This window comes from Oleiharenicola sp. Vm1 (genome assembly GCF_047777955.1).
Lineage (GTDB): Bacteria > Verrucomicrobiota > Verrucomicrobiia > Opitutales > Opitutaceae > Didemnitutus.
Genome location: NZ_CP180537.1, coordinates 3,132,135 through 3,149,877, shown reverse-complemented (window position 1 = coordinate 3,149,877; position 17,743 = coordinate 3,132,135). Strand labels below are relative to the sequence as shown.

Genomic DNA, 17,743 nt, shown 5'->3' with positions numbered 1-17,743 from the left:
GTCGGGCGTGCGTGTCACCTGGGCATTTTTCTTCAACCGGCTGGCGTGGCTGGCATGGAACCGGCTTTAATCACGCGCGAGCACTCGTCCCCATTTTGACGGGCGTTCACCCAACAAAACTACCCTGCGTTCTCACACCCACTATGAGCGTTAGTCCCTCCCGCCTCGCGGCGATCTCTGCGGCCAACAACTACCGCACGACGAAGACCGTGGCTTTCAATGAAAGCCACTCTGCCGGCCTCTTCGGCAAGAATGTCTTCAACGACAAAATCATGCAGCAGCGCCTCCCGAAGGCCGCCTACAAGTCGCTGAAGAAGACCATCGACACCGGCGCCACCCTCGAGCAGGGCGTGCTCGATATCGTCGCCACCGCGATCAAGGACTGGGCGCTCGAGCACCACGCCACGCACTACGCGCACGTTTTCCAGCCGCTCACCGGCATCACCGCGGAAAAGCACGACAGCTTCCTCGAGCCCGACGGCCGCGGCGGCGCCATCGCCGAGTTCTCCGGCAAGCAGCTCGCCCAGGGCGAGCCCGACGCCTCGTCGTTCCCCTCCGGCGGCATCCGCGCCACCTTCGAGGCCCGCGGCTACACCGCCTGGGACGTCACCAGCCCCTGCTACCTCGTCGAGAACGCCAACGGCGTCACGCTCTGCATTCCGACCGCGTTCGTCTCCTGGACGGGCGAGGCCCTCGACCTCAAGACCCCGGTTCTCCGCTCGATGAAGGCGCTCGACGAGCAGGCGCGCCGCATCCTCAAGCTTTTCGGCCACCAGAACATTCCGATGATCACGGCCACCGCCGGCCCGGAGCAGGAATACTTCCTGATCGACCGCAATTTCTACCTCAGCCGCCCCGACCTGCTCACGGCCGGCCGCACGCTGTTCGGCGCCCGCCCGCCCAAGGGCCAGGAGTTCGAGGACCAATACTTCGGCGTCATCCCGGACCGCGTCCTCGCGTTCATGCACGAGTGCGAGGCGGAGCTCTACAAGCTCGGCGTGCCGGTCAAGACCCGCCACAACGAGGTCGCGCCGTCGCAATACGAGATCGCGCCCATTTACGAGAACGCGAACATCGCCGCCGACCACCAGCAGCAGGTGATGATCACGCTCCGGCGCGTCGCGCGCAAATACGGCCTCGAGTGCCTCCTGCACGAGAAGCCCTTCGCGGGCGTCAACGGCTCCGGCAAGCACCTCAACTGGTCGCTCGGCAACTCCGCGCAGGGCAACCTGCTCGAGCCGGGCCACACGCCGCACCAGAACATGCAGTTCCTCGTGTTCTGCGCCGCCGTCGTCCGCGCCGTCCACAAGCACGGCGCCCTCCTCCGCGCGATGGTCGCCTCCGCTTCCAACGACCACCGCCTCGGCGCCAACGAGGCCCCGCCGGCCATCATCTCGATCTTCCTCGGCGAGCAGCTCGCCGACGTGTTCGAGCAGCTCAAGAAGGGCAAGGCCAAGTCCTCGAAGTCCGCCGGCACGATGCACCTCGGCGTCGACACGCTGCCGCTCCTCATGAAGGACGCGGGCGACCGCAACCGCACCTCGCCGTTCGCCTTCACCGGCAACAAATTCGAATACCGCGCCGTCGCCGCCAACCAGTCCATCGCCGCCCCGCTCGCGGCGCTGAACACGATCATGGCCGAGTCGCTCGACTACATCGCCACCAAGCTCGAGAAGGCGCCCAAGTCGAAGAAGTTCGAGGACGCCGTGCAGGACATCCTGACCGAGATCGCCCGCGAGCACAGCGCCGTCATCTTCAACGGCAACGGCTACTCCGAGGAATGGCACAAGGAAGCCGAGAAGCGCGGCCTCCCGAACCTGCGCACTTCCGTCGACGCCATCCCGGTGCTCGCCGCGAAGTCCACGGTCGCTGCCTACGAGGCTTACGGCATCCTCACCAAGCGCGAACTCGAGGCCCGCCGCGACATCGCCTTCGAGCAATACGTCAAGGCCATCGCCGTCGAGGCCAACGTCGTCACCGAGATGGTGAACACGAAGTTCCTCCCGACCGCGATCCGCTACCAGACCGAGCTCGCGCAGAACGTCGCGGCCCTCCGCGCCGCCGGCGCCAAGGCCGACACCGGCCTGCTCGACAAGGTCACGGGCCTGGTCGACAAGCTCACCGCCGAGCTGGCCAAGCTCGAGGAGATCCGCGCCGACCACGTGTCCGGTCTCGAAGCCGAGGCCGCGCACATGTGCCACGAGGTCCTCCCGCAGCTCCTCGCGATCCGCAAGGCCGTGGACGCCCTCGAGGCCGTGTGCCCCGACGAGTCCTGGCCGCTGCCGACCTACGAAGAGATGCTCTTCATCAAGTGATTTTGGGGTAGAACGCACACCAACAACGCCCGGCCCGCGCAAGCGAGCCGGGCGTTTTTTCGGCCGTCGCCCGGCGTGCGGGGCGAAACCGGCCTCGGCTGCGTCGCCGGCCGCGGACGGGTGGCCTGCACTTTCGTGTAGCCCGGGGCGCGGCATTCCGGTTGAACGTGACCGATGTCCGTTCTCCCCGCCACCGCGCCCGCCGCTCCCGCTGACGCGCCCGCCCGCGTGGCGGCGATCGGCGAATGGGTGCTGACGCTCGGGCTCGCCGTCACGCTGGCGGGGACGACGCTGGGCCTCGGCGGCTACCTGGCGGAGACGATGGTCTGGTCCGCGCGGGCGGTCTGGCTCCTCGCAGCCCTCGGCGCGGCGCTGCTGGTGCTGCGTCCGCGCGCCCTCGACGCCCGGGCGCTGCTGCCCGTCCCCTTCCTGCTCTTCGCGCTCGCCAGCGTGATCTGGATCGCGCCGGCGCGCTGGCTGGCGTGGCGCGAGTGGCTGCTCTGGTTCCAGATGTGGCTGTGGTTCGCGCTGGCGCTGCACTTCGCGCGCACGCGCGCGCAGACCTGGACCCTGGCTGGCACCCTGGTCGGGCTGGCGCTCGCGGGCGTGGCGATGGCGGCGTATCAGCGTTTCGTCGACCCGAAGTGGATGATGCTGGGCCGCACGCAGGCCGAGCAGTTCGTCGGACGCTCCGCCGGGATGTTCGGCATTCCCAACAGCCTCGCGGCGTTGCTGGAGCTCGTGCTGCCGCTCTGCCTCGTCTGGTTCGGCTCGCGCGCGCTGCCGCTGGCCGGGAAAATTCTCTGCGGCTGGCTCGCGGCGGTGTTCGTTTTCGGCCTGGTCCTGACCGGCAGCCGCGGCGGGTGGATCGGCGCGGCGGCGGCGCTGGCGCTCTGGCCGGTGCTGACCAGCCGCACGGCGCGCCGCGGCGCGCTGGGGGCGTTGGGCGTGGTGGCCTGCCTCGCGGCCGGTCTCGCCGCGCTTTACTTCCACAGCGACTACGCCCGCGAGCGCATCGCGCCGTTCCTGAGCGGCGAGTTCGAGTCCAGCCGGCCGATCATCTGGCGCGTGGGCTGGCGGATCTGGCAGAGCGCGCCGTGGGGCGGCACGGGCGCGGCATCCTACAACGTCGTGTTCGATCAATTCCGTCCGGCGGGCTTCGGCAACGAGCCGGAATGGGCGCACAACGATTATCTCAACACGCTCGCCGACTACGGCGTGGCGGGTTTCGCGCTGTGGGCGGGGGCCGGCGCGGCGCTGCTGGCATTGGGCTGGCGCGCGGTGCGGGAGCGGCGGCGCGCGGCCGTCCCCGCGGCCGGCGCGCTCGAGAGCTGGCGCTGGCGGCTGGCCTGGTGGCTGGGCGCCGTGGCGTTCGCGGTGCACCTGGCGGTCGACTTCCACACGAAGATCCCGGCGCTCGCCTACGCGGCGGCGGTGGTCGTCGCCTTGCTGCTGCGCCGCCCGGAGACCGCCGCCGCTCCGCGGGTCTCGCGCCTGGCGCTGGCGCTCGGCGCGGTGCCTTTCCTCGGCGTGCTCGCGGCGTGTGCCGGGCGCGGCGAGGCGCTTTACCGGAGCGAGGCGCTGCGCTTCGAGTCGCGGCGCGGCATCGACCGCGTGGCCGCGGGACGCGCGACGCTGGACGCCGCGGTCCCGCCGGCGCTGCTGAATTTTCAACAGGCGGTGAAGGTCGACCCGGAAAACGGGCGGGCCTGGAGCGATCTCGCCTACGCGACGGCGCTCGCGTGGCATGTCACCCACGGCAACGCCGCGGCGATCGGCCGGCGCGCCGAGGCCGCCGCCGCGCGCGCGATCGCGCTCTGTCCGATCGCGGCGGAGGCGTGGATTCGCCAGGCGGTGGCGCTCGACCTGCAGGACCGGCGCACCGAGGCCGAGTCGTCTTTCCGCCGGGCGGTTTCCCTCGCGCCGCACACGGCCGAATGGCGCTACTACTACGCGTATCACCTCAGCACGCAACCTGACCGAAAGGCGGAGGCGCTCGCGGAGGTGGAAACCTGTTTAGCTCTTGACCCGACTTATGCGCAGGCGAAATCTCTGCGCGCCCGCCTGTCCGCGGGTCGCTGAGCGCCTCTCAACCCTGGCCACTATGAAATCCTCGGTCCTCCGTTTTGTCTTTGTTGCGCTTTTTGCCATTGGTTTGTCGTTGCAGGCCACCGCGCAATCCGCCGCGGGGGTGAGCGTCCCGACCAAGGCGGGTGCGATCAAGGTCGGCAAGATCGAGGGCGCCGTCCACCGCCTGACAGCCGATGGCCGGAGCGCGGAGCTCAAGCTCGGCGATACGCTGATCGAGACCGATACCGTCACGACGTCCAAGGGCGCCCTCGTGGTCCTGGTTTTTGCCAACGGCGCCTCGGTGAAGCTCGGCGGCGACAGCAAGCTGAAGATCGAGGAATTCAAGATGGACCCGCTCGGCGAGGACATCGTCGTGTCCAAGCTCGAATCCGAACCCACGGTCTCGAAGACCTCGCTGAATCTCGCCTACGGCGAAATGGTCGGCGACGTGAAGCACCTGAACAAGGACAAGGGCTCCAGCTTCAACATCACGACGCCGGTGGGCGCGGCCGGCATCCGCGGCACGACCTTCCGCATCGTGTTCCGCCCGTCCGGCGACGGGAAGACCTTCACCTTCCAGCTCTCCACCGCGGACGGCAAGGTGGCCTTCGAGGGCACCGTGCAGGCGCCCTCCAACGTCGAGGTGCCGAAGGACCAGGAACTCGTCGTCACCGCCGAGGCGACCGTCGATCCGAGCACCGGCAGCGTGCAGGTCACGAAGGTCGAGGTCCCCGCGGCCACGACGACGATCTCCGCCGAAGCCTCCGCGCAGATCACCCAGGCGGTCACGGCGGCGATCACCGAGGCCTCCAAGAACGTCACCATCACGACCAACGACCAGCAGCAGGCCGCGAACACGGACACCAACACGAACAACTCCACGCCCCAGAACACGGGCAGCGGCAACACCACGACCGAGGAGAAGAAGTCCGACACGCCCAGCGAGACCAAGAAGTCCACCGATTCCACCCCGACCGACAACAAGCCGGCGGCGAACACGCCCGGCGCGACCACGACGAACCCGTCGCTGACGCCGGGCGCCGGCGGCTGATCTCGGCCGACGAGTCCGATCTTCGCGCGCCCGGCCGCACCGCCGGGCGCTTTTGTTTTCCCTTCCCACGTCGCGGCGCCCGGCTACGCTCCGGCCCGTGGCTCACCCCAAGCTGAAGTTCGACTGGCGCTTCCTGGTCCTGCTGCCGATCCCGCTGCTCTGGGCGCTGGCCGCCCAGCTCGGCTACCTGCGCGTGGCGGAGGATCTCACGCTCGACTGGCGGTTCCGGTTTCGCGGCGAGCTGGCGGCCCCCGTGCCGGTGATCTACGTCGACATCGATTCCCAGGCGATCGAGGAGCTGGGCAACTTCCCGTGGCCGCGCTCGTATTTCGCGCAGGTCGGGCGGGCGCTGCTCGAGGCGGGCGGCGCCAAGGCGATCGGCGTCGACATCGTCTTTTCCGAGATGGGCGTGTCCGAGTCCTACGACCGCGCGCGCTGGGTGCAGGCCAACGTCGAGCTGGCGCGCTTCCTCCGCAAGGCGCCGCCGATGGTCACGGCCGCGTCCTACGCCTCGCAGGATTTCCGCGGCGCGAAGGGGCGCGAGGCGCGCTTCCTGCCGATCGTGGCGGACGGGCTGACGCCCGCGGAGCTCGCTTCGCTGCCCGAACTGCCGGAGTTCAATATCGGTAACGGCCGGCTCTGGACGCCGGCGAACGTCGGCCTGATCGACACCCTCGAGGGCGGCACGCGCTGGGTGGCGCTCTTCGCGCCGACCGACGCCCGGCGCTACGACCACATGGCGCTGGCGCTCGCGCTGCTCTACTGGGACCTCAAGCCGGACGCCGTGCACGTCACCGACGGATTCCTCGACGTGACCGCCCCGGACGGGCGCACGCTCGCGCACGTCCCGCTCGCGCAGAAGCAGTTTCTCGAGATCAACTGGTTCTCGGCCTGGCTCTCGGACAAGAACCCGCGCACGAGCTTCTCCATCGTCTACAACTACGCGCGGATGCTGGCGGATCCGGACGAGAAGGCGCAGGCGGCGGCGAAGGAGTTCTTCAAGCAGTTCCAGGGCGCCGTGGTGCTCATCGGTCCGGTCGATCCGCTGCTCCAGGACCTGGCGGCCACGCCGTTCGACGCGCAGCCCGTGCCGAAGGTCGGCGTGCACGGCAACCTGCTCAAGACCATCGTCAGCGGCCAGTATCTGCACCGCCTTCCGGTCTGGACGCTCTACGTCGCGACCCTCGCGCTCGGCTGCATCGTCACGGCCCTGTCCGTGATCGGTGGGACGAAGGGCCTCTGGTCCAAGCTCGCGGCGTTGGTCGTGCTCGGCGGCTATGCGGTCGCGGCGTTCCTGCTCTTCAAGAGCTCGCACCTGGTCCTGCCCGTGACCGCACCGCTGAGCGGCGCCTTCACCATGGCCTTTGCCGGCATCGCCTGGCAGCTGATCGTCGAGGAGAAGCAGAAGGGCCGCATCAAGGGCATGTTCTCCGCCTACCTCGCGCCCACGGTCGTCAACAGCCTGATCGAGTCCGGCAAGGAGCCCGAGCTCGGCGGACACGAGGAGGCGATCACCGCGTATTTCTCCGACATCCAGTCCTTCTCCACCTTTTCGGAAAAGATGACGCCGGCGCGGCTGGTCGAGCTGATGAACGAATACCTCACCGCCTGCACCGACATCGTGCAGGAGGAGGGCGGCACGCTCGACAAATACATCGGCGACGCCGTCGTCGCGATGTTCGGCGCGCCGCTGCCGCTGTCCGACCACGCCTACCGGGCCTGCGTGGCGTCGGTCCGGGTGCAGCATAAAATCGAGGAGCTCCGGCAGAAATGGCGCGGGGAAGGGGAAAAGTGGCCGCCGGTGGTGCACAACCTGCGCGCGCGCCTCGGCCTGAATTCCGGTCCTGCCATCATCGGCAACATGGGCAGCCGCACGCGCTTCAGTTACACCATGATGGGCGACAACGTGAACCTCGCCGCGCGCATGGAGTCCGGCGCGAAGCTCATGGGCGTCTACACGATGGTCACCGACTCGACCCGCGCCGAGTGCGAGAAGCACGGCGGCGACCGCATCGTCTTCCGCTTCCTGGACAAGATCGTCGTCAAGGGACGTTCGCTGCCCGTCGGGGTGCACGAGATCGTCGGCTTCCGGACCGACGTGTCCGCGCGCACCCTCGAATGCCTCGCCCTCCACGCCCGGGCGGTCGAGCGCTATCACGCGCAGGATTGGGCCGGGGCGATCGCGTTGTTCGAGCAGAGCGCGCGTCTCGAACCGCACCAGCCGGACAAGTCGCTCGCGATCGAGAGCAACCCCTCGCTGATCATGATCGAGCGCTGCCGCTACATGAGCGAACACCCGCCCGGCCCCGGCTGGGACGGCGTGTTCGTGATGAAGGAAAAGGGCTGAGTCGGACGCAAAGCCGTCCGAGCGTCCCGCGAGCGGCGCAGCTCCTACGGCCGGTTCGGCTCCCGATGGCGCTGCAGCCACACGCGACGTGCTTCGTCGCATGCCGGACAAATGAAAATCTCCGCCTTTCCGGGCGGCAGCTTCTCACCGCCAAAATACCAAACGTGGAGAGAAAAAGGGAAAAGGGTCGTCCGCACGTTCTCCGGTATTCTGCTTTCCGCGCTCATGTCGTTGTAGAACGGCACCCATTCCCTCGGCATTTGGGCGCCGTGCACGTAGCAGGTGCCGGACATCATTGAGTTTATCCATCGCTGGTAGGCGATCGGCTCGCCCGCGGTTTGCGGAGGATGCCTGCGCAGATAATCGATGCTCCACATTTCGGAGCCTGGTGGGACGGCTTGGTTTCGGGCGCACCCGACTAGGACAATGAACAGGGCACCGAGAACAATGCGGCCGTAGCTCATCTGGTTGCCCGCGGACTCAGGCTGCGGGCGCGATGAACAGCGTCGCCAGCAGCTCACCGAAGATGAGGAGCACGACGATGGCCGAGAGCGGGACGTATTCCCACTTGAACGACGTCTTCCGGCGCAGCGCGTAGTCGCTGATTGTGTTTTCGCCCGCCTCCTTCCGGTCGATGCGCGCCAGCAGGAGCAGGAGGCCGGCGGCGAGCGCGGCGTAGAGCGCGAAGTTGATCGCGCCGGCGGCCAGGCTGGCCGTCACGAAGACCGCGAGCCCGCCCTTGATGCCGCCGTAGAGCGCGGCGCCGAGGTAGGGGTTCAGTTTCTTTTTCCGGCGCCGAAGATGAGGAAAACGAGCGCGAAGTTGAGGAGCATGGGGTGTTGAGAGTGCGTCCTGGCGACGCCGGCCGGCCCGATCCTTAGCAATCGGTTTCCGCGGCCGGGCTCAACGGTGAAGTCGCGAGCAGCGCCCCGGCGGCCGCGCCCAGCAGGTGGGCGAGAGGCACCGGAGTGAAATCGGTCCCGGCGACGAAGACGGCCGCGGCGGTCCGCAGCTCGTAGGCGCATTTGCCCAGAAAGCCGAGGTTCACGAGCGCGATCCCGGCGCGCGCCGCGCGGTCGCGCTCGCGACGGGCGACGCGCAGGCGCGTGACGAGGACGGCGCCGAACAGCGCGCAATCGATGCCGCTCAGGCCGCGGTAGAGGACGAACTGCGGCTGCAGCAGCCAGACGCCGGCGGAGATGACGAGCGCGGCGCCGCCGAGGAGCGAGACCCAGTGGCGCAGCGGGAGCGGCGGCAGCAGCAGGCCGAGCAGTGTGAAGGCACCGATGTCCCAGAGCAGGTGCTCGGTGCTGAAGTGCACGAGATGGCCGGTGAGGAGGCGCCAGAGCTGCCCGTGGGCGAGAGCGGCGCGATCGAACTGGAGGAGAGCGGCGGCATGCGGCGTGGCGTGGAGGACGAGGGCGAGGAGCGGAACGATCAGCGGGGCGAGTCGACGCACGAGGGCGCGGCGAGCCACGGACGGCGCGGCGGACGTGTTTTCTCCCGCCAAGGTTCGGCATCGGGCCGCGCCGTCCGTGGTCGTAGTCATGGCTGCGGGTCGCGGTGGGCCGCCGCGGCTTCGGAGCGATGACAATTCTGCCGGCGGTCGGCGGCCTCGAGGTCGCGCGACGCGCGGCGGAAGTAGCGCCAGGCGGCCAGCAGACCGAGCGCGGCGACGAGCGCGAGCAGGCCGCGGTCGATGGCGCCGCCGCCGCTGCCGCCGCGGCTGATGTGCGGTGCCGGCTGGTTGAACATCGGCTGCGCCGCGTCGACGCGGTAGCTCTTCACCGGCGCGTTGGCGCGGACGGCCTGGGCGGCGTGCTCGAGGGCGGTGCGCTGCTGGTTGCGGCGCTCGATGCCGCGGGCGGCGAAGCTCTCGTCGCTCATCACGACCATCGCGGTGTGGTCGGTCACGAGCTGGTGGCTGACGCCGAGGGCCGTGATGGCGTCCTGCGCTTCCGTGGGCGGCGTCGCGCCGAGCATTTCCTTTTGTTCGATCTGCTCGATCTGGGCCATGGCCCAGAGGCGTTCGATCTCGGGATTGTCGGTGTCGACCTCGGGGAAGTCGAACGACGCGGTGTAGGTCTTGTCCTCGCCGGTGAGCTTGGCGCGGAGCGTGACGGTGGCGGGGCCGTGCGATTCGTAGCGGCCGAAGAGCACGAGCTGCTGGCCGCGGTAGATTTTCTTCGGCTGGTCGCCGGTGAGGTCGGCGACGCGCGCGCCGGAGAACTTCACGCTGGCGCCGTGCATCGCCTCGAAGGCTATCTTGGATTTTGCCAGAAGGAGCTGGCCGACGATGTCGTCGTCGTTGGACACGCCCGCGTAGAAGCCGCCGGTCGCGTCGGTAAGGAGTCGCAGGAGCGGCCAGTTGGCGCTGTTGCCCATGAGGAAGCCGAAGACGCGGATGTCGTATTGCGAGACCAGTTGGGCGAAGGCGGCGGGTTCGACGATGCCCTGGTTGGCCACGCCGTCGGTGACGAGGACGAGGCTGGTGGCTCGGTCGGCATCAAGTCCCCGAAGACCTTCCTTAATACCGGCGTAAAGATCGGTGCCGCCAGTTGAGCCCACGGCTGCCACTTTGTCGGCAGCTTGTTGAACAGCTTCTCGAGTCGCTGCGGTCCAGGGGACGAGTTCTTCGGCTCGGTTGTTGAAGACGACGATGCGAAATCGGTCCTCGGGCTTCATTTGCCCGAGCGCCTGCGTGACGCCGCGGGCGAGCGTGCCGAGCTTGCCCTGCATCGAGCCGGAGCGGTCGAGCACGAAGACGTAGTCGGCGCCGTGCTTGATCGGCTGCAGGTCGACGCCGGGCGTGACGACCATCATGAACGTGCCGGGCTTGTCGGCGGCAGCGCGATACGGGATGACCTCGACGCGGCCGGGCAGGTCGGTGGCGAGGCGGTAATAGAAGACGAAGTCGCGGTCGAGCGACGCGCCCTGGCGGCTGAGCGCGACCTTGTAGTGGCCCTCGCCGAGCTTCTGCGTCTGCAGTGCGTTCTCGAAGCCGGGCACGCGCACGTCGGCGACGGGCACGGCGGACTTCAACTCGACGTTGACGAGCAGCTCGCCCTCGACCTTCGGGTTGGCGGTCCAGAACGACTTCGCGACGTCGTCGGTGCCGCCGTCCTCGAGCGGATAGACGAAGCGGCCGACACCGGTGTCGATCTCGAGCGGCTGGTAGTAGACGAAGCGCAGCTTCACCTCGGCGTTGGCGCGCACCGGCGCGACGCGGAACTCGTAGGTCTGGTAGCTGTTCTTCGTGGCGAGGCCAGAGTCGTTGCCTTTCGCCTTCTCGTCCTCGTAGGCGGCCTGGGCATCCTTCTTTGGAAGGACTTCGCCATGGAGCGTGCGTTCGCCGGTGACGATTGTCACCTCGGAGAGCGAGGCGCTCTTCGGCACGGGGAACGCGTAGATGGCCTCGAGGTCCTGCGCGTTCGGGTTGAAGAACGTCTGCAGCACCTCGGTGCGGGCAAAACCGTTGTTGATGACGACGTTCACCTGATGACTGCGGATCTGGATTGGCGCGTGGGGCGAGCCGACGGGCATGAGTGTGCCGCCCGCGAGGGCGTGCGCGGCGAGGAGCAGCGCGGCACCGACGAGAAGGGTGAGGGAACGGAGGGTTTTCATTGGAGAAAGATGGCGAGTGAGGGGTGGGTCAGCGGCGGCGCATTTCGGCCGGCTGGCGGTCGAGCGTGCCTAGGAGGCGGTCCCAGAAGAACGCGACGATGGCGTAGTTGGCGTCCTGGCGGACGTGGTGGCGCAGGTGCAGCTCGCGCTTGCGGCGGAACCACGCGAAGCGCGCCCACGGCGAGTCGAACAGGTGGTATTGCGCGTGCAGGTGGAGGTGCCACGCGATGGTCGCGCCGAGGGCGACGACGTGGACGGCGACGAGCGACCACGGCAGCAGCCAGGCGACGAGCGCCGTGAGCGGCACCAGCGGCAGGGCGTAATACCACATCACGTGACGCTCCGCCTCGATGTAGCGCTCGCTCCGCAGGCGGCCGGCGCGGTAGTCGGCGTGATGGCCGCGCGCGTGGTTGACGAACACCGCGTGCAGCCGGTCCTCGTGGCCGAACCAGCGGTGGAAGACGACCTGCACGAGCGTCGTGACGAGGTAGGTCAGGGCGGCGACGGCGCCGGCGGACAAGGCGAAGAGGACGATCTTCATGGCGCGCCGGGCTCAGTTATCGCGTTCCTCGCCGAAGGCGGTGTTCACGGCCGAGAACAGGCCGGTGCCGGCGGCGACCACGACGAACGAAGCGATCAGGCGCCAGAGCGAGTCGTGCCGGGTGAAATTCCAGATCGCCAGGATGCAGGTCACGGCGCTGGCCACGATGCAGAGGGAGGTGATGTAAAACGACGCGGTGCGAACGGCGCGCGGCGAGAAATAGCCCTTGGCCGGTTTCGAGCTGCGGGGCGGAAGGACGGGAGGGAGGGTGGAGTTCATGGCGGGAGGGAGACGGGAAAAGGATTCGGGGGCGTTGATCAGGACTTGGCGGCTACGTCCGGCGCGGCGAAGGGGCGCGTGACGACGTGCCGGATCGAGCGGAGCGTTGCCGGGACGAGGTCGAGCGCCTGACTGGTGAAGTCGCCGCGCACGGCGTCGGCGACATTCGTGCCGGTGACCGCATGGCGCGCAGTGGCCTTCACGGCGCAGCGGAAGGTGCGGTCGGGGGTCGCGGCGAGCTGCGCCGGGATCGCCTCGTCGAGCCGCGGCTTCGGTGCCAGCGGATCGGAGACGATCACGTGGTAGGTGAAGCGCGTGAGCGCGATCGTGCCACCGTCGACGCCGGCGAGGCGCGCGCCGGTGAAGCCGGCCTTGATCAGCGCCTCGGGTTCGCCGGCGCGGAGGTCGCGCAGGTCCTGGCGGAAGTTGACGACACCGCAGCGGACCTCATCGCGGGCGATGGCGACGAGTCCCGTCGGAGTCAGCAGACGCGGCGCGTCGCGCAGTCCCCAACGCGGAGTCGGACGGCTTGTCGGGGTCGCGGTGTCGGCCGCAAAGGCCGGGGCGATGGTCAGGGTCGCGAGAGCGAGGAGGGTGGGGAGGCGGGTGGTCATGGCGGGTGAGGGAGTTGCTGCTCCTTAACGCCTCGGCCGTGCCAAGTGCCGCCTCATCGGTCGGTGATGTTGGTAATCAAATGATTACGATTTCTCCGGTAGAGCGGTCGTTGACTTTGTCTGGCAAAAATTGCTAACTGGATATCACCAGATGCCAGAATACCGTCCATTCACAGCCGAGCAGCGGGAGTTCGCCCGGGCAGTGCAGAGCCTGAGCTTCGGCAATCCGTTCACGGCCGAGCGCATCGAGTGGGAGCGGCGGGCGCTCGGGCGGGATTTCGTGGCGAGCGGCTCCGAGTGGAACCGTCTCGCGCCGTCGCCGCAGCCGCATCCCAACCTCGTCCTGATCGAGCAGCGCACGGCGCAGTTGATCGAAACGGTAGCCGCGCGCTGGCCGCGGGAGGCGCGCGTCGCGGCGGACGATGCGCGGCTGTATGCGAACCTGGTCTTGTTCGGCCTCTACCTGCGTTTTAGCGCGCGGTTCGACGAGGTGATCCGCGCCTCGCTCGAGGGCAACGGCGCGGCCGGCCGGCGCATCGGTTTCTACGCGGATTTCCAGCGCGAGTGCGAGCGGTTGCTCGGCCTCGCCGGCGTGCCGACCCTGGCCGAGAATCCGGTCGCGCACCTCTTCGCCTGCCTGTTCCAGATCCGGCGCGCGTTCCACCACATCCACCGCTCGCTCGTCGGCGGCTCGCCCGCGTCGGTGCGGCTGCGGGCGGCGATCTGGGAGTCGGTCTTCACGCGCGACCTCGAGTTGTATCGCCGCGTGTTCTGGGCGCGGATGCACGACTTCACGACGCTCATCACCGGTCCGTCGGGCACGGGCAAGGAGCTCGTCGCCCGCGCAATCTCGCTGGCGCGCTACATCCCGTTCGACCCGAAGCTCTCGGCCTTCGCGAGCGACTTCGTGGAGTCGTTCTACCCGCTCAACCTCTCCGCGCTCTCGCCCACGCTGGTGGAGTCCGAGCTCTTCGGCCACCGCAAGGGCGCGTTCACCGGCGCGCTGGCCGACCACGCCGGCTGGCTCGAGACCTGTCCGGCGGAAGGCACGGTGTTCCTCGACGAGATCGGCGAGGTCGCGCCGGCGTTGCAGGTGAAGCTGCTGCGCGTGCTGCAGGTGCGGACCTTCCAGCGGCTGGGCGAGACGAAGGTCCGGCAGTTCCGCGGCAAGATCATCGCGGCCACCAATCGCGACCTCACCGCGGCGATCCGCGCGGGCGAGTTCCGCGAGGATTTCTATTACCGGCTGTGCTCGGACCAGATCCGCACCCCGTCGCTGCACGAGCAGCTGCAGGAGGCGCCGGAGGAGCTGGCGCCGCTCGTGCGCTTCCTCGTGGCGCGCCAGGTCGGCGAGGCCCACGCCGACGAGGTGACGCCGGCGATCGCCGCCTGGATCGAGCGCCACCTCGGGCCCGGCTATGCCTGGCCGGGCAACACCCGCGAGCTCGAGCAGTGCGTGCGCAACCTGATCCTGCGCGGCACGTATGCGCCGGCCGGCCCGCTGGCGCAGCCGGCGAGCGAGGACTGGAACGCGATCATCGCGCGCGGCCGTCTCACCGCGGAGGAGCTGCTCGCGCGCTACACGCGCCACGTGCACGCCCAGGCCGGCGGCAACATCGAGGAGACCGCGCGCCGGCTCGACCTCGACCGGCGCACGGTGAAGGCGCGGCTCGGCGCCCGGTAATCGGCGCGCACCTCCCGCCAATTTCCGCGGCGGCTTGGCGCTTTACCCGGCGGAGCGTCCGGCTAGTTTGTGGCTCCCTCAACCCAACGGCGCGACCCGCCCGGGTCGGCCTCAAAAAAGGAGACCCAACCTTATGAATGGCACTCGTCCTGGAGACATCAGGAACTTCGCCATCGTGGGGCATGCTACAGCCGGCAAGACGACCCTTGCCGAGGCCATGCTGCTCTGCGGCGGTGCGATTCAACGGCTCGGCAGCGTGGCCCAAGGCACCACGGTGTCCGACTACCACGTGGGCGAACAACAGCGGCACATCTCGATTCACGGCACGCCGCTCAACTGCGAATGGCAGGGGCGGCGTTTCAATTTCATCGACACGCCCGGCTACCTCGACTTCGCCGGCGAGGCGATCCATGCGCTGCACGTCTCCGATTTCGCGCTCCTGGTGGTGAACGCCGGCAGCGGCGTCGGCGTCGGCGCGGACCTCATGTGGGATTACGCCGGCCAGTTCGGCATCCCGCGCCTCATCGTCGTCAACGGCTTCGACAAGGAGAAATACGACTTCGACACCGTCCTCGCCGAGATCCGCGAGCACTTCGGCCAGGGCGTTTTCCCGATGCAGGTGCCGATGGACGCGGGCCCGGGCTTTCACCAGGTGCTCGACGTGCTCCGCAGCGAGGTCTGCAGCTACGCTGCCGACAAGTCCGGCAAATACACCGAGGAGCCGGCCGCGGGCGTCTGGAAGGAGAAGGTCGACACGCTCCACAAGGAGCTGATCGAGCACATCGCCGAGAGCGACGACACGCTGCTGGAAAAGTTCTTCAACGACGGCGGCCTCTCCGAGGACGTCCTGCGCAACGGCATCCATCCCGCGATCCAGAAACAGGTGTTCATCCCGCTGCTCGTCACGTCGGCCGAGACCAACGTCGGCGTCGCGCGCCTGATGGACTTCATCGCGAAATACGGCTCGTCGCCCGACGACCGCCAGACCGTCGGCGCGGTCGCGACCAACACCGGCTCGCCCTGTCTCGTGCGCCTCGACGGGACCGAGCCCGTGGCCTACGTCTTCAAGACGCTCACCGACCCGCAGAGCGGCGACCTGTCGATCTTCCGCGTCTACTCCGGCACGATCAAGGGCGGCTCCGAGCTGCACAACAGCGAGCGGCGCGTCGCCGAGCGCATCGGCCAGCTCTACCGCCTCAACGGCAAGAATCGCACGCCCGTCGACCAGCTCACCGCCGGCGACATCGGCGCGGCAGTGAAGCTGAAGGACACGCACACCGGCAACACGCTTTGCGACGTGCGCCACGCCGTCGCGCTGCCGAAGGTGACCTACCCGACGCCCTACACGCAGGCGGCGTTGAAACTCAACTCCCCCGGCGATGAGGAAAAACTCGCCGCCGGCCTCGCCGCGTTGCACGAGGAGGACCGCGCGTTCGAGTATCACACCGATCCCGAGCTGCACCAGTTCATCATCTCGGCCCAGGGCGAGCTGCACCTCGAGGTGCTCTTCGAGCGCCTGAAGCGCCGCTACAAGGTCGACGTCTCGCTCGAGCCGCCGCGCATCCGCTACCGCGAAACCATCCGGGGCAAGGGCGAGGCGCGCTACCGCCACAAGAAGCAGACCGGCGGCGCCGGCCAGTTCGCCGAGGTCTGGATGCGCATCGAGCCCGGCCCGCGCGACAGCGGCATCGAGTTCGAGGAGTCGCTCGTCGGCCAGGACGTCGACCGCGTGTTCGTTCCCTCGGTCGAGAAGGGCATGAAGACCGCCGCCAGCGAGGGCATCCACGCGGGCTACCGCGTGACCGACGTGAAGATCGATTTCTACGGCGGCAAGATGCACCCCGTGGACTCGAAGGACATCGCATTCCAGATCGCGGGCTACTTCGCCTTCCGCGAGGCCTTCGCGCAGGCGCGGCCGGTGCTGCTCGAGCCGATCCACGAGCTGGAGATCAAGGTGCCCGAGGAGTTCGTCGGTCGCGTGGTCGGCGATTTGTCCGGCCGCCGCGGCAAGATCCTCGGCATGGACGTCGCGGGCCGCCTCCAGATCATCAAGGCCTCCGTGCCCGCCGCGCAGCTCTACCACTACGGCACCGTGCTGCGCTCGCTCACCGGCGGCCGCGGCATGCACGCCGAGAAGTTCAGCCACTACGAGGAGATGCCCGGCGACCAGGAGAAGAAGCACGTGGAGGAATACCAGAAGGCCCGCGCCGCCGGTAACTCCGCCCACGCCCACCACTGACGCGCCGCCCGCGCTGTCCCGTTCCCCGAGGGCCGTCGTCCGCGACGGCCCTTTTCGTCCGCACTCCAAGCTGGAGCCCGGGACCGGATGGGCTAGCTTGGGCCGCGTGATCGCCTCCGTCCACTTCAAGAACTTCAAGGCGCTGCGGTCGGCGACCGCGAACCTCGAGCGGTTCAACCTGGTCATCGGGCCCAACGGCTCGGGCAAGACCAGCCTGATCCAGGCGTTGATGCGCCTGCGCTCGCTCGCCGCGCTTCCGGCGGCGCACACGCACGAGCTCGCGCATACGCGCGCCGGCGGCCCGGAGATCGAGTTCCGCTTCCGGCCGCCGTTCGACGGGCTGCGCGTCGTCTCCGCCTGCGCGCGCGACGAGCTGGTCTGCGACACGCTGGTGGTGCGGCATCCGCCGGGCGACGAGGGCGAGCGGCTCTGGGAGCGGCTGCGCGCGCGCCTGCTGACCATGCGCGGCTTCCTCTTCGACCACTACGCCATGGCCGTGCCGGCGAAAGACGACGAGGGCCGCGAGCTCGCCTCCAACGCCGGCAATCTCGCCGCCGTGCTCGCCGATTGGCGCCAGCACACGCCCGAGACGCTCGAGCGGCTCGAGGCGGAGTTCCGCCGCATCGTGCCCGAGTTCAAGGGCCTCGAGTTCCGCCACCCCGACGCGGCCAGCGTCGAGCTGCTCGCGCGCGTGAACGGCGATGCCGTGCCGGCCGACGCGCTCTCGCAGGGCACGCTCTACCTGCTCGCCGTGCTGACGCTGGCGTTCACACCCCAGCCGCCGGCGGTCGTCTGCCTCGAGGAGGCCGACCGCGGCGTGCATCCGCGGCTGCTGCGCGAGGTCCGCGACGCGCTTTACCGCCTGAGTTACCCGCAGGATTTCGGCGAGACGCGCGCGCCGGTGCAGGTGATCACCACGACGCACTCGCCCTACCTGCTCGACCTGTTCAAGGAGCACCCGGAGGAGGTGGTGCTGGCG

The 17,743-nt window shown here is 68.7% G+C and carries 13 protein-coding genes and 1 pseudogene; 7 read left to right on the top strand and 7 right to left on the bottom strand.

What is annotated here, in order from left to right; genetic code table 11:
• Positions 1-143: 143 nt before the first annotated feature.
• The 4 genes from ACMYLB_RS15185 to ACMYLB_RS15170 all read left to right on the top strand — a co-directional run bounded on the left by ACMYLB_RS15185 (position 144) and on the right by ACMYLB_RS15170 (position 7,783).
• Positions 144-2,315 carry a glutamine synthetase III gene (locus ACMYLB_RS15185; protein ID WP_415907814.1) on the top strand — a complete coding sequence of 724 codons (2,172 nt, stop codon included), beginning with the start codon at positions 144-146 and terminating at the stop codon, positions 2,313-2,315.
• A gap of 174 nt (positions 2,316-2,489) precedes the next feature.
• Positions 2,490-4,397 (top strand): O-antigen ligase family protein, encoded by a 1,908-nt coding sequence (locus ACMYLB_RS15180; protein WP_415907813.1) that lies wholly within the window; start codon positions 2,490-2,492, stop codon positions 4,395-4,397.
• Between the two features lie 109 nt (positions 4,398-4,506).
• The gene (locus tag ACMYLB_RS15175) at positions 4,507-5,436 is read left to right on the top strand and encodes a FecR domain-containing protein (RefSeq protein WP_415907812.1); all 930 of its coding nucleotides are present in this window, start codon (positions 4,507-4,509) and stop codon (positions 5,434-5,436) included.
• A 97-nt stretch (positions 5,437-5,533) separates the two neighbouring features.
• Positions 5,534-7,783, top strand: coding sequence for a CHASE2 domain-containing protein (locus ACMYLB_RS15170; RefSeq protein ID WP_415907811.1), 2,250 nt, complete (start codon positions 5,534-5,536; stop codon positions 7,781-7,783).
• A 44-nt stretch (positions 7,784-7,827) separates the two neighbouring features.
• Here ACMYLB_RS15170 and ACMYLB_RS15165 read toward each other — a convergent pair whose 3' ends face one another.
• From ACMYLB_RS15165 to ACMYLB_RS15135, 7 genes are all read right to left on the bottom strand, one after another.
• Positions 7,828-8,160, bottom strand: a complete 333-nt coding sequence (locus ACMYLB_RS15165) for a hypothetical protein (RefSeq protein ID WP_415907810.1) — start codon at positions 8,158-8,160, stop codon at positions 7,828-7,830.
• Positions 8,161-8,263: 103 nt separating this feature from the next.
• The gene (locus ACMYLB_RS15160) at positions 8,264-8,503 is read right to left on the bottom strand and encodes a hypothetical protein (RefSeq protein WP_415907809.1); all 240 of its coding nucleotides are present in this window, start codon (positions 8,501-8,503) and stop codon (positions 8,264-8,266) included.
• Between the two features lie 157 nt (positions 8,504-8,660).
• Entirely contained in the window at positions 8,661-9,260 is a 600-nt protein-coding gene (gene rrtA / locus ACMYLB_RS15155) for a rhombosortase (RefSeq protein ID WP_415907808.1), read from the bottom strand.
• A gap of 68 nt (positions 9,261-9,328) precedes the next feature.
• Complete coding sequence (locus ACMYLB_RS15150; protein ID WP_415907807.1) at positions 9,329-11,407, bottom strand: VIT and vWA domain-containing protein; 2,079 nt, start codon at positions 11,405-11,407, stop codon at positions 9,329-9,331.
• A gap of 28 nt (positions 11,408-11,435) precedes the next feature.
• Entirely contained in the window at positions 11,436-11,948 is a 513-nt protein-coding gene (locus ACMYLB_RS15145; RefSeq protein WP_415907806.1) for a sterol desaturase family protein, read from the bottom strand.
• Between the two features lie 12 nt (positions 11,949-11,960).
• Positions 11,961-12,227, bottom strand: a complete 267-nt coding sequence (locus ACMYLB_RS15140) for a hypothetical protein (protein WP_415907805.1) — start codon at positions 12,225-12,227, stop codon at positions 11,961-11,963.
• Between the two features lie 38 nt (positions 12,228-12,265).
• Positions 12,266-12,841, bottom strand: a complete 576-nt coding sequence (locus ACMYLB_RS15135; RefSeq protein WP_415907804.1) for a hypothetical protein — start codon at positions 12,839-12,841, stop codon at positions 12,266-12,268.
• Positions 12,842-12,992: 151 nt separating this feature from the next.
• On the opposite strand from ACMYLB_RS15135, the gene ACMYLB_RS15130 reads away from it, so the two are divergent.
• The 3 genes and pseudogenes from ACMYLB_RS15130 to ACMYLB_RS15120 form a co-directional block, all read left to right on the top strand.
• Complete coding sequence (locus tag ACMYLB_RS15130) at positions 12,993-14,525, top strand: sigma-54-dependent transcriptional regulator (RefSeq protein ID WP_415907803.1); 1,533 nt, start codon at positions 12,993-12,995, stop codon at positions 14,523-14,525.
• Between the two features lie 133 nt (positions 14,526-14,658).
• Positions 14,659-16,764 (top strand): elongation factor G, encoded by a 2,106-nt coding sequence (locus tag ACMYLB_RS15125; RefSeq protein ID WP_415907802.1) that lies wholly within the window; start codon positions 14,659-14,661, stop codon positions 16,762-16,764.
• A gap of 106 nt (positions 16,765-16,870) precedes the next feature.
• Positions 16,871-17,647, top strand: a pseudogene (locus ACMYLB_RS15120) (AAA family ATPase); the annotation flags it as partial.
• Positions 17,648-17,743 lie beyond the last annotated feature (96 nt).